This is a genomic window from Pseudomonas sp. FSL L8-0168, from assembly GCF_037976155.1.
GTDB lineage: Bacteria > Pseudomonadota > Gammaproteobacteria > Pseudomonadales > Pseudomonadaceae > Aquipseudomonas > Aquipseudomonas paracarnis.
In genome coordinates this window covers 1,256,051-1,268,986 of sequence record NZ_CP150262.1, presented here as the reverse complement: position 1 = coordinate 1,268,986, position 12,936 = coordinate 1,256,051, and the positions used below count along the sequence as shown (strand labels likewise).

At 62.7% G+C, this 12,936-nt stretch carries 9 protein-coding genes; 5 read left to right on the top strand and 4 right to left on the bottom strand.

Annotated features, from left to right (window positions below; translation table 11 throughout):
* Window positions 1–112: 112 nt before the first annotated feature.
* Together MHH62_RS05260 and MHH62_RS05255 are read right to left on the bottom strand one after the other, a co-directional pair.
* The gene (locus tag MHH62_RS05260) at window positions 113–3,187 is read right to left on the bottom strand and encodes an efflux RND transporter permease subunit (protein WP_339232607.1); all 3,075 of its coding nucleotides are present in this window, start codon (window positions 3,185–3,187) and stop codon (window positions 113–115) included.
* Between the two features lie 2 nt (window positions 3,188–3,189).
* A complete protein-coding gene (locus MHH62_RS05255; protein WP_236466396.1) occupies window positions 3,190–4,296 on the bottom strand; it encodes an efflux RND transporter periplasmic adaptor subunit in 1,107 nt (368 codons plus the stop codon).
* Window positions 4,297–4,396: 100 nt separating this feature from the next.
* Here MHH62_RS05255 and MHH62_RS05250 point away from each other — a divergent pair, with 100 nt between their 5' ends.
* The 4 genes from MHH62_RS05250 (at window position 4,397) to MHH62_RS05235 (ending at window position 8,688) form a co-directional block, all read left to right on the top strand.
* Window positions 4,397–5,602 (top strand): multidrug effflux MFS transporter, encoded by a 1,206-nt coding sequence (locus tag MHH62_RS05250; protein WP_339232606.1) that lies wholly within the window; start codon window positions 4,397–4,399, stop codon window positions 5,600–5,602.
* 76 nt (window positions 5,603–5,678) lie between these two features.
* Window positions 5,679–6,545, top strand: a complete 867-nt coding sequence (locus tag MHH62_RS05245) for a pirin family protein (protein WP_020301850.1) — start codon at window positions 5,679–5,681, stop codon at window positions 6,543–6,545.
* A 166-nt stretch (window positions 6,546–6,711) separates the two neighbouring features.
* Window positions 6,712–8,157: a mechanosensitive ion channel family protein gene (locus MHH62_RS05240; RefSeq protein WP_014718127.1), complete on the top strand. Its 1,446-nt coding sequence runs from the start codon at window positions 6,712–6,714 to the stop codon at window positions 8,155–8,157.
* A gap of 93 nt (window positions 8,158–8,250) precedes the next feature.
* Window positions 8,251–8,688, top strand: coding sequence for a carboxymuconolactone decarboxylase family protein (locus tag MHH62_RS05235; protein ID WP_003190655.1), 438 nt, complete (start codon window positions 8,251–8,253; stop codon window positions 8,686–8,688).
* Between the two features lie 5 nt (window positions 8,689–8,693).
* Here the strand turns inward: MHH62_RS05235 and MHH62_RS05230 are convergent, their stop codons facing one another.
* Window positions 8,694–9,464 (bottom strand): helix-turn-helix transcriptional regulator, encoded by a 771-nt coding sequence (locus tag MHH62_RS05230; RefSeq protein ID WP_038449861.1) that lies wholly within the window; start codon window positions 9,462–9,464, stop codon window positions 8,694–8,696.
* A gap of 98 nt (window positions 9,465–9,562) precedes the next feature.
* Here MHH62_RS05230 and MHH62_RS05225 point away from each other — a divergent pair, with 98 nt between their 5' ends.
* On the top strand, window positions 9,563–10,693 hold the full coding sequence (locus MHH62_RS05225) for an MFS transporter (RefSeq protein WP_122299251.1): 1,131 nt from the start codon (window positions 9,563–9,565) through the stop codon (window positions 10,691–10,693).
* Here MHH62_RS05225 and MHH62_RS05220 read toward each other — a convergent pair.
* Complete coding sequence (locus MHH62_RS05220; RefSeq protein WP_339232605.1) at window positions 10,683–12,845, bottom strand: TonB-dependent siderophore receptor; 2,163 nt, start codon at window positions 12,843–12,845, stop codon at window positions 10,683–10,685. The two genes, MHH62_RS05225 and MHH62_RS05220, sit on opposite strands and share 11 nt — an antisense overlap.
* Between the last annotated feature and the right edge of the window lie 91 nt (window positions 12,846–12,936).

Genomic DNA, 12,936 nt, shown 5'->3' with positions numbered 1-12,936 from the left:
AAGAGACAGCCCCATTCATCAGGGCTCTAACGAACACCACCATCTGCAATCCCTCGCACTGTTTGATCAGGCGAGGGACTTTGCAGAGGTTTACAGGGGAGGGGAGTAGAGCTTATCCGGCAGTTACGTGGGACGTTTCAGTAACCTTATCGCGCAGCACCAGACTGCACAGTGCGGGCAAAAACAACAGCGTCAACACCGTGCCCACCAATACGCCGCCAATCAGCACATAGGCCAGCGACGACCAGAACACCGACAGTGTCAGTGGAATAAACGCCAACGCCGCCGCCAGTGCGGTAAGGATCACCGGCCGCGCACGCCGCACCGTGGCTTCGATAATGGCCTCGCGAATCGCCATGCCGTGATCCTGGTTCTGGCGGATCTGGTCGGTGAAGATCAGCGTGTTGCGCATCAGGATGCCGCCGATGCCGATCAGCCCGAGAATTGCGTTGAAGCCGAACGGCTGGTTGAACAGCAACAAGGTCGGCACTGCGCCAATCAGGCCCAAAGGCGCGGTAGCGAACACCATGAACATCACGCCGAACGAGCGCACCTGGAACATGATCACCGTGAGGGTCAGCAGGATCATGATCGGGAACAGCGCCGCCAGGGCGACGTTGGCCTTGGCGCTTTCCTCAACCGGGCCGCCGATGTCGATTTTGTACCCGCTGGGCAGTTTGGCGATCAGTGGCTGCAGGTCTTTGTACACGGCCATTTCCACATCGGGCGGTTGTACGCCGTCGATGATGTCGGCGCGCACTTCCACGGTGGTGGCGCGGTCGCGGCGCTTGAGGATCGGCTCTTCCATTACCGCCTGGAAATGCCCGACCTGGGCCAGCGGCACCGACGTACCGGCGCTGTTGGTCAGCGTCATGTTGTTGAGGTTGGCCAGGTCTTCGCGTTGGCTGCCTTGGGCGCGGGCCACCACTGAGACGGTGCGGTTGCCTTCGCGCACTTCGGTGATCGGGTTGCCGCTGAGCAGGGCGTTGAGTTGGGACTTGACCTCGTCGGGGGTAAAACCCAGCAAGCGCAAGCGATCCTGGTCCAGCACCAGGCGATAACCGCTGGCGCGTTCGCCCCATTCGAGGAAGGTGTCCCTGGTCAGCGTGTTGCCAGCCACAACCTGACGCACGTCTTCCGACAGCCCGCGCAGCACATTCAGGTCCGGCCCGGAGACGCGGAACACCACCGGGAACGGCACCGGCGGTCCGAAGACGAGCTGCGTGACCCGTACCCGCGCCGACGAAAATTCGCCTGCTGCAATGCGCTCGCGCATCCGCAGTTTCAGTGCGTCGCGGGCGTGGGAATCCGGGGTTTGCACAATCAATTTGGCAAACGCCGGGTCGGGCATTTCAGGGTTCAACGACAGGAAAAACCGCGGTGCACCGCCCCCCACATAGGTGTCGACCATACTGGTCTGCGGCTCTTGCAACAGCGCCTTCTCCACCTGCGCCGCCACGGCTTCGGTGCTTTTGAAGGCGCTGCCGGGTGGCATATACACTTCCAGAATCAGTTCCGAGCGGTCGGAGTCCGGGAAGAACTGTTTCTTCACCACCGCCATACCCAGGCCGCACACCACGAACGCGGCCACCACCAGCCCGGTCACCAGCCAGCGCCCGCGCACGCAAGCCTCCACCAGGCTGCGCAGTTTCTGGTAGTAGCGCCCGGCATAAATCGCATCATGCCCGCCGGGCACTGGCTTGATCTGCGGCAACAACTTCACGCCCAGGTAGGGCGTGAACACCACGGCCACCAGCCAGGATGAAATCAGCGCGAAACCCACGATCCAGAAGATATTGCCAGCGTATTCACCCGCCCCGGAGCGCGCAAACCCAACCGGCAGAAAGCCGATGATGGTGACCAGGGTGCCGGTCAGCATCGGCGCCGCCGTGGAGCTCCAGGCGTAGGTGGCCGCGTGGATGCGGTCAAAGCCTTCTTCGAGTTTGACCACCATCATCTCGATGGCAATGATCGCGTCGTCCACCAACAGGCCCAGGGAGATGATCAATGCCCCGAGGGTCACGCGGTCGAATTCGCGGCCCGTGACCAGCATGATCACGAACACGATCGACAGCGTCAGCGGCACGGCCGCCGCCACCACCAGCCCCACGCGAAAGCCCAGGGCCAATAGGCTGATCAGCATCACCACCGCCAGGGCGACGAAGAATTTGAGCATGAATTCATTGACTGCCAGGCTGATGTTTTTCGCCTGGTCGGAGACCTTGGCGAAGTTCACGCCCAGGGGCAGGTCGGCCTGAATCCGCGCTTCTTCGGCTTGCAGGCTCTTGTCCAATTCCAGGCCGTTCCAGTGCTTCTCCATGATCACGCCCAGCATCAACGCCGGGTCGCCCTGATGGCGGATGCGATAACTGGGCGGGTCTTCATAACCGCGGCTCACGGTGGCCACATCGGCGATGCGCAATACGCGGCCATTGACTTGCAGGGGCACGTTCTCGATCAAGGCCAGGCTGTCGAACGCGCCGTCGATGCGGATATAAGCGCGGGCGCCCGCCGTTTCGACGAAGCCTGAGGGCGCCACGGCGTTTGGTGCGGCGAGGGCGGCGAAGATCTGTTCGGGCTTGATGCCCAGGGTTGCCAGGCGCTCATAGGAAAACTCCACAAACACGCGTTGGGCCTGTTCGCCAAGGATATTGACCTTTTTCACCCCTGGCAGGTTGAGCAAACCCTGGCGCAGCTCCTCGGCCATTTGCACTTGTTGGCGATGGGGCAGGTGTTCGGCTTCCAGGGCGTACAACGCAAAGTACACGTCGGAATATTCATCGTTGAAAAACGGCCCGATCACGCCCTTGGGCAGGCGCGTGGCTTCGTCGCTGAGTTTTTTGCGGGTCTGGTAGAACAGTTCCTGGATTTCGCTCGGGCGTGTGGACTCCAGGAAGGTCATGCGCATCGACACAAAGCCTGGCTGGGCGATGGTCTCGACGCGGTCGTAGTAGTCCAGTTCCTGTAGGCGTTTTTCCAGGCGGTCGGCCACTTGCTCCTGCATCTCCTGGGCGGTGGCGCCGGGCCAGGCGGCGGTGATGGTCATGACCTTGACGGTAAACGAAGGGTCTTCGGCGCGCCCCAGCTTGCCGAACGCGAAGACCCCGGCGACGAGGATCGCAATCAGCAAGAACAAGGTGACGGCGCGGTGTTTGACGGCCAGTTCGGAGAGGTTGATCCCGCGCATACTCATTGATCCTGCTGACGGTTGAGGGCCAGCGCCTGGGCGGGCAGCAAGCGCACCGTGTCGCCGCTGTGCAGCAGGTGAGCGCCGAGGGCGACGATGGTTTGGCCGGGTGTTACGCCGCTGTCGAGCAAGGCGTCTTCCTGGCCGAGGCTGGCGACCTTCACTGGGGCGAAGCTGATCTTTTGGTCATCGCCAATCAGCCAGACGCCCGTGCCTTGCCCCGCATCCTGCAAGGCGCCAATCGGCACGCGGGTTTGCAGGGGCTGGCCATTGCCTTGCAGGCGTACGGTGATGGTGGAGCCGAGGGCGAACCGCTCGACCGGACCCTGCAGCACATAACGTGCGCGGTAGGTGCGGGTGACCGGGTCGGCGCTGGCGGACAGTTCGCGCAGGGTGGCGGTCACGGCCTGGTCCGCTGCGCCAAAGGGCAACGCCAGGGCTTTTTGCGCGGCCAGGTCACGCCGGTTTTCCGGCAGGTTGACGATGGCTTCGCGGGCGCCGTCATGGGCCAGGCGTGCCACGATTTGCCCTTCGGCCACCACTTGGCCGCGATCGGCCAGCACGTCGGTGATGATGCCGTCGCCATCGGCCTTGAGGACCGAATAAGTGCGGCGGTTTTCGATCTGGCTGGCGTCCGATTGCGCCGCGGCCAGTTCGGCCTGGGCGACGCGCAGGTTGGTGGCCGACTGGTCGAAGATCTGCCGCGACACCGCGCCGGTACTGGCCAGGCGCTGGTAACGGTTTTCATCATCACGGCGCTGGCGCAGTTGGGCCTGGGCGGCGTTGACGCGGTTCTTGGCCGAGCGCAGCGCCAGTTCGAAGTCGCCGATGTCCAGCACCAACAGGGTGTCACCACGGAAGACGTGCTGGCCGGGGTCGACCTTGCGCTCGATCACCTTGCCGCTGACCCGAAAGCCCAGGTCACTTTCAGTGCGTGCCGCCACCACGCCGGTATAAGCGCTTTGCTGGGTGCCGGCTGCTTCGACTTTGACGGCCAGCACCGGGCGCGATGTGGGCGCCTGGGCGGCGCTGTCGGCCTTGCTGTTACAACCACTGAGGACCACCAGCAGAGCCAGGGGCGTGAGAAGGCGCAGGGGGAGAGGGGGCATGACGAACTCCAGGGTGACCATAGGGCAAAAAATTATGGACATAATTTTTTGCTCATATTATGGTCGAAATATAAATTAATCCAGCCCCCGGATATTCCCCATGGCAAACGCCCCGGCACCCTCACGCAGCTTGCTGTTCTTGCTGGTTGCCCTCACCGCATTGGGTGAAGTCTCGACGCAACTGATCATCCCCGGCCTGGGTGCCATCGAGCACGCGCTGCAGGCGCCGCAAGGCTCGGCACTGATGGCGCTGTCGGCGTTCGTTGCTGCGTTTGGCCTGGGGCAGCTACTGTTCGGGCCGCTGTCGGATCGCATCGGCCGGCGGCCAGTCTTGATCGGGGGCCTGGCGCTCTACGTAGTGGCGACGCTGGCGATGCTGCTGGTCACCGACATCCAGCAGTTTATCGCCGCTCGGGTGTTGCAAGGCCTGGGCGCGTGCGCCGCGCTGGTACTAGCGCGCACCGTGGTGCGCGATGTGTGGAAAGCCGAGGCAGGCCCGGCCCTGGCGCTGACGATGATCGGCATGTTGTATGCCATCGTCGTTGCGCCGATAGCAGGGGGCTTGCTGATCAAATTACTGGGGTGGCGTGCGCCCATCGCCCTGGCGTTGGTGATCGGCAGCCTGGTGTTATTGCTGGCGCTGCTGTTCTTTCGCGAGAGCAATCATCACCTCGATCCCAGGGCCGCACACTGGCGCACCCTCGGCGGGCAGTATCTGGATCTGCTCAAGGGGCGCCAGTACCGTGCTTACGCGGCGGCCCTGGTGTGTACCTATGGCGCGATGTTTGCGGTGATCGCGGGTTCATCGGCGGTGTTTATCAATCTGCTGGGGTTCAGCAGCCTTGAGTACGGGCTCAACTTCGGGCTGATTGTGTCGATGCTGATCGTCGGCTCCACCTACACCCGGCGTAACATTCAGCGCCTGGGGCCGCAGCGCATTGTGGCGATGGGTGTGACGATGGTGGCGGTGGGCGGGGTGGCAGCCCTGGCGATTTACCTAGTGTTCGGGTTGTCGGTAGTGGGGCTGGATATTCCCATCGCCCTGGTCACGCTCGGCGGCGGCCTGGTGCTGCCGGGATCCGTTACCGGGGCCGTGATGCCCAATGCGCACCGTGCGGGTTTAGCCGCCGGGCTCATGGGATTTGCACAGATGTTCGGCGCCACGTGCAGCGGGTTGCTGCTGAGCCAGTTACGCGATGGCAGTGCCGCGCCGATGATCATTATCCAGGCCGGGCTTGCACTGTCGGCACTGGTTGCCTTTCAACTGCTGCGCCAACGCCAGGTTAAAACGCTGTCCTATATATAGAACGATCAGGGCCAATTTTACCGTCTAGTGCTCAGGAGTGAGGCGAATTAAGCTGTACTCACTTTGGAGGTACACCATGAAAAAGCTGATTGGTATCTACACCAGCCCCCGCGCCCACTGGGTCGGTGATGGCTTTCCGGTACGCACGCTGTTTTCCTACGACACCATGGGCAAGCACATCAGCCCATTCCTGTTGCTGGATCACGCAGGTCCGGCCGAATTCACCCCGACTGAACAACGTCGCGGCGTCGGCCAGCACCCGCATCGCGGTTTTGAAACCGTGACCATCGTCTACAACGGCGAAGTCGAGCACCGCGATTCTACCGGTGCCGGCGGCAAAATCGGCCCGGGCGATGTGCAATGGATGACCGCAGCCAAAGGGATCCTGCACGAAGAGTTTCACTCCCAAGACTTCGCTCGTAGTGGCGGCGCACTGGAGATGGTGCAACTGTGGGTCAACCTGCCGGCCAAGGACAAAATGGCGGATGCCGGTTACCAGACCATCGTCGATGGTGACATTCCGGTGCTGCCATTGGCGAACGACGCTGGCCACCTGCGCCTGATCGCCGGGGAATTTGCCGGTACTCAAGGCCCGGCCCGCACCTTCACGCCGATAGACGTGTGGGACTTGCGCCTCAACGCCGGTAAAGCGGTCACGCTGGACCTGCACGCCGGGCGTAACACCGCTTTGGTGGTGCTCAGCGGCACGTTGTTGATCAACGGCGAGGAGGTCGCACGCCAGGGGCAATTGGCGCTGTTCGAGCGCGACGGTAAGCAACTGACCCTGGAGTCCAACGACGACGCCAAGGTGCTGCTGCTCAGCGGCGAACCCATCGACGAGCCCATCGTCGGCCACGGTCCGTTCGTGATGAATACCGAGCAGGAGATTCACCAGGCATTTGCCGACTTCCAGTCGGGAAAATTCGGGCAGATGCACGCCTGACGGTTCACCGCCACCCCCTGTGGGAGCTGGCTTGCCTGCGATAGCATCATCATGGTGTAGCTGATACACCGCGGTGTGTGCATCGCAGGCAAGCCAGCTCCCACATTTTGTTTCCAGGGTTCTGATTTCATGCGATCTTCTCGGCATTCGCCCTGGAGTCGCCTGGATGCCCTCATTTATCGCTGATCACCCGATGCTGTGCGCCGTGGCGTTGATCCTGATCGACATCGCCGTGTGGCGCCTTATTTCCCCAAACCTTGCCAACTGGAAACTCGCAGCGCGGCTAGTGATCTTTGCGGTGTTCAGTGCCGTATTGTTCAACGACGGCATGAACCCTATGCAGGCGGCGCCCTATGCCGATGACACCACCTTGCACCTGGCCGCCACGGCATTGCAGATCGGCTGGTGGCTGTTTGCGGCGCGTACCCTCACGGTATTGCTCGGCGCAGTGATGATGCAGCGGGTCGGCCATACCGGGCGCTTGTTGCAGGACCTGATGGGCGCGGTGATTTTCCTCATTGCGATCATCGCCGCCATGGCCTATGTGCTCGACCTGCCGGTCAAGGGCGTGCTGGCCACCTCGGGCGCCGTGGCGATCATCGTCGGCCTGGCCTTGCAAAGCACTCTGAGCGATGTGTTTTCCGGGATCGTCCTCAATACCACCAAGCCTTACCAGATCGATGACTGGATCTCCATCGACGGCACCGAAGGCCGTGTCACCGATATCGACTGGCGCGCCACGCGCCTGCAAACCTCCCAGGGCAGCCTGGCGGTGATCCCCAACTCCCTGGCGGCCAAGGCCAAGATCATCAACTTCTCGCGTCCGGCGGACATGTTCGGCCTGGCGGTCAGCCTGCAAGTCAGCCCCCATGCGCGCCCGCAAACCGTGATCGAAGCGCTGGAGCGTGCGATGCAGGGCTGCCGGCCGTTGCTGGCCCAGCCGGCGCCCAGCGTCGCGTTCAAGGCGTCCACCGGCAGTGGCGTGGAGTATGAGATCAGCGGCTTTGTGCCGGCCATGGGCCTCAAGCGCGAAACCCGCAACCAGCTTTACGACCTGGCCTACCGGCATTTGCAGGCGGCGGGCGTGGGCCTGTTGTCCGCCACCGAAGGCAGCACGCCGCCTGCGGTGTCTGGCGCCCGCGCCTTGCTGGAGCGCTCGACGATCTTCTCCACCTTGCGCCAGGAAGAAAAAGACACCTTCAGCCAGAACATGACCCTGCACACCTACCGCGCCGGTGAGATGATCCTGGCGGCGGGGGAGGTCAGCGATCACCTGTTCATCATCGAGTCCGGCGTGGTCTCGGTGCTGTTGATCAAGGACGGGCACACGTTCGAGGCAGGGCGCATGGGCCCGGGGGAGGTGATCGGTGAGTCCGGCATTCTCTCCGACCAGGCGGCGCTGGCGGATTTTTCGGCCAAGACCTACTGCACGCTCTACCGCATCGAAAATGAATACCTCAAGCCGTGCCTCGACGCCCGGCATGATATCGGCGAAGCCATGAAGGCGCTGCTGGACTTCCGCCGCCATGCCGCCCAGGCCCTGACCGAAGACGCGCCCGTGGTACCGGTGAAGAAGGGCTTCATCCAGTGGCTGAGGAACCGCGGCCTGTAGATTGGTCACCTGTTCTTCGCCCGGATTGGCTATTTCTCCAGGACGCCGGGGTGACTAACCTGCTCACCAATCCCACTGTCCTGGAGCAACACCATGCAAACCCGTACCGATTTCTACACCGCTTCCCCAGACGCCATGAAAGCCATGCTCGCCCTGGAAGCGGCAGTCGGCAAACTCTCCATCGAACTGCCACTGCTGGAACTGGTGCGCCTGCGCGTGTCGCAGATCAACGGCTGCGCGTTCTGCCTGGACATGCACACCGCCGATGCACGCAAGGGCGGCGAAACCGAGCGACGCCTGTACACCGTATCGGCCTGGCGTGAAACCCCGTTCTTCACCCCGCGCGAGCGCGCCGCCCTGGCTTGGGCCGAAAGCCTGACCCTGCTCAGCCAGACCCACGCCCCGGATGAAGACTTCGACGCACTGGCCGCCCAATTCAGCCCCCAGGAACAAGTCGACCTGAGCGTCGCCATCGCCACCATCAACAGCTGGAACCGCCTGGCGGTGGGTTTTCGCAAGATGCCCAAGTAAGGCCTTCAGTTGGCTTTGAAATAGCTGCGCGGCGTGGTGCCGGTCATGCCTTTGAAAAAGGCGATCAGTGCACTGTCGCTGGCAAAGCCCAGTTCAAAGGCGCAGTAGCCCAGGCTGCGCCCGGTGGCGAGCAGTTCGATCACCCGCATCAGACGCCACTGTTGGCGCCATTGCTGATACCCCAGGCCGGTTTCCTTGAGGAAAATCCGGCCGATGGTCTTGGTGCTGGCGCCAATGTGCTGTTCCAGGTCCTGCAGCGTGGGGGGCAGGCGGTCGAGCTGGGCTAGCAGCGGCGCCAGGCGCTTGTCCCGTGGCAACGGCAGCAGCATGGGTTGTGCGGCTGCGTGGCGGATTTCATCCAGGCACAGCCCCAACAAATGGGCATAGCGACCCGCCTGCCAATCAGTCTCGAACGGCGCCAGGGCCATGGGCTCCAGCACTGCCCTGAGCAAGGCACTCACTTCGATCACCCGCACCTGGGCCGGTAATTGCTCGGCCAGGGCCGCACTCACATACACCGACCGATAGTCCACCGCCTGCTGCATCACCGCACGATGGGGCAGGCCGCTGGGGATCCAGGCTGCGCGGCTAGGTGGCAACAGGCACAGTTGATTGTCCAGGGTGATGCGCGTGCAACCTTGCTGGGTGAACAGCAGTTGCCCGCGCTGGTGCACATGCAGGCCCGAATCGTGATTGCCCAACACCGCCGCGATGCCGATCACGGGCGCTGAGTAAACATCGGGGTTGAAAGACGCGGTAGCGGCAAGCCAGGCCATGGGTTGTCCGATTTGATGGATAAAGTGTCGAAGTCTGGATAATAGCCCAGCTGGCGCGCCCTAGAATCCGTCCGTTGTGTTTATGGAGGGATCTTGTGATGACGTTTAAAAAATTGCTGGCGCTGACCATGGCCCTGCTGATGTTCCCGCAGTTGGCCCAGACCCTTTACAGCCCGGCCTTGGGCGATATCGGCCGGGCCTTTGATGTCGCGCCCGAGCGAGCGGGGCAGACCTTGTCGGTGTATTTCCTCGCCTTCGCCCTGGGCGTGGTGGTGTGGGGCCGGTTGAGTGATCGTTTGGGGCGGCGGCCGGTGATGCTGATGGGGCTGGCAGTCTATGTGGGCGCTTCGGCGCTGGCCTTGACTGCGACGACATTCAACGCCTTGCTGCTGGCCCAGGCCTGCGCGGCATTGGGTGCGGCCGTGGGGTCGGTGGTCACGCAGACAGTGCTGCGTGACCGTTTCCACGGTGCCGAACTGGCCCAGGTGTTTTCCGTGATGGGCGTTGCGCTGGCCGTCAGTCCTGCTATCGGCTTGTTCAGCGGTGCGAGCCTGGTGGAGTTTTTCGGTTACCGCGGTGTGCTCTGCACGTTGCTGATGCTCGCGGGGGTGTTATGGGGCTGGTGTTGGTGGGCCTTACCGGAGACCCGTCCGGCATCCCTGCCCACCGCCGCCCTTGGCCAGACGCTCGGCCTGATGCTCAAGGATGCCGGAGTATGGCGCTCGGTCGGGTTGGTCGCGGCGTTCAATATTGCGCTGTTCAGCTATTACAGCGTGGGGCCGTTTATCTTCGCGCAGCAGGGGCGTTCCACCGCCGAGTTTGGTTACAGCGGTGTGCTGCTGGCGCTGGGCTCCGGCTCGGGTGCATGGCTGAACAAAGCCTTGCTCAAGCATGGGTGGAGCGGCGAGCGGTTGGTGGTTGTCGCCGCCGCGGTGACCGTGGTGGGGAGCCTGTTGGTGTTGGCCCTGCAGCACAGCTGGCTGTTGGTGTGGCCGATGCTGTTGGTGGTGCTGGCCTTCGGCATGGCGATTCCCAACGTGCTGGGGGCGGCCCTGGTCGATTACCGTGACCGCCTTGGCACCGCCGCCGCCCTGTTTGGCTTGCTGTACTACCTGGTGATTGGTGGCGGGCTGGCTTTGGTGACCTGGTCCCAGGATCTTGGCTGGAGCCTGTTGGTGTGCGCTTTGGCGGCGTTGTGGCTGGCCACGTCGCGGCTATTCAGAAGTTGACCGACGCGCTCAGGCGCGCGGTCAACGGTGCACCCTGGAACAGGTAGTCATCACCCATGTATTCGCCGGCGTCGCGCCAGTAGCGCTTGTCGAACAGGTTATCGACGCTCAGGCGAAACACGGTCTCGTAGCCATCGACCTTGGTGGTGTAGCGGCTACCGACGTTGACCACCGCGTAGTCGCCCACTTCCACATTGCGGGTGCGATTGGCGGACTTCTTGGCGCTGTATTGCACGCCGCCCAATACCGCCAGGCCGTTGACCCAGGGCAGGGCGTAGTCGGCGTACACGCTGGCGCGCAGCTTGGGCACGTTGATCGCCTGATGGCCTTCGTACGCCGGCGTGCCGCTGCCGCTCACCCGCGCTCGGATCGCGGCCACGCTGGTGGCGATCTGCAGACGGTCGGTGGCCCAGCCGTTGGCGGACAATTCAATGCCGGTGTTTTTTTGCTGGCCCTGCTGCACGTAGTTGAACGTGTCACCTTCGGGTTTGGCGTACTGGTAAGCCTGGCGCGTCTGGAACACGGCGGCGGCGAAGCTGATACGGCGCCAGTCGTATTTCACCCCGGCTTCGAGCTGGCGCGAGACAGTGGGGGCGAGTGTTTCATCCGCATTGTTTGCGAACCACGGCGCGGTGCCGCCCAGGGACAGGCCCTTGCTGTAGCTGGTGTACAGCGAAACGTTGTCCACTGGCTTGTAGATCAACGAGGCCTGGGGCAGGAACACGTATTGCTGGGTGTGGCGCGTCTGGTTGCCGGTCACACCGTCGAAGGCTTTTTCGTCCAGGCGCACTTCACGGCCGCCGAGGATGGTTTGCCATTTCTCGTTGAAGCGGATGCGGTCGGTGACGAACAGCCCGTACTGGCGGCTGTCGAGGTTGCGGTGGCTGTCGTTCAACGGCTTGTCGGTCGGGGGAAAGCTCGGCACCTCTTCGTTGATATTGGCGGTGCCGATGAATTCGTTGACCGACTTGCGTTTGTCGATCACTCGGCGAAACGCGCTGCTGCCAAAGGTCAGTTCATGGCCGATGCCGGCAGTGTCGAAGAGGCCGGTCATGGCCGCCTGGATTTCGTCGTCGCGGCGAGTGTCGTCCGGGCTGCGGTAGTCGTAGACGTCGTAATTGCCTTCGGGGCTGAAGTAGTTCGGCACGCTGGCGGCACTGCAACTGGCCGAACCATAGCAACCCCAGGCAAACGAGCTGTAGTCATCAATCACCACCTTGCTACGCGCCGCGCTGACACTGCCTTTCCACTGATCGCTGAAACGGTACTCGAACTTGCCGTTGAGGTTCAGCGAATCAATCCCCACCTGCTTGCCGCCCGTCTGGTGCCCCAGCAGCTTCTTCGGTGAAGCACCGTGGGGCACTTCGGTGCCGCCCAACAGTTGATACCCCGGTACCGAGCGCTGTTGTTTGTTCTGGTATTCGGCGTCCAGTTGCAGCACGGCGTCGGGGCTGATGTTCCAGTCAAAGGCCAGGGACACGAAATCGCGCTGGCCGTTGGCGTGTTCCACATAGGAGTTGAGGTCTTCATGGGCGACGTTGGCGCGCAGGCCGAACTGCTGCTCGCTGCCAAACCAGCCGCCGACATCGGTGGCGATGTAACCACTGCCACGATCATCAGTGGACACCGTCACCGAGCGCACATCCTGGGGGCGTTTGGTCACGTAGTTGATCACCCCGCTGGGCTCGGAAATGCCGCTCTGCAAACCGGCCAGGCCCTTGAGCACTTCCACCTGCTGCTTGTTTTCCAGCGCGACGTTCTGCTCGCCGGTGATGGTGCGCCCATTGATCTTGTAACTGCTGGCCGCGTTCAGCGAAAAGCCACGCACCACGAAATTCTCGTAATAACCGATAGGCGCATAACTGTCGCCCACTGAGGCATCGTTGCGCAGCACTTCACTGAGCAAGCGTGCCTGCTGGTCCTTGATCAGCGCGGCGTTGATCACGGTGATCGAGGCGGGGGTGTCCAACAGCGGCGCTTCATCAAAGCCGCCCACCGACGCGGTTTCACTGCGGTAGCCCGACTCATCCTGGCCCTGAACCTTTACCGTCGGCAACTCGATCTCGGCGGCCAGGCTGCTGCCGATGCCGCCACTGAGCAACAGGCCGAGGGCGAAACGTGAAGTGACGACGGGGCGAAAACGCAAAACCATGGGTAAAGGCCTTAAAGCGTTGGGCGGGGGGCGCCTAAGCTAGGCATAAGCGCGGCCTTTTACAAGCTTTCGCGCAAGGTTCGCACGGCGA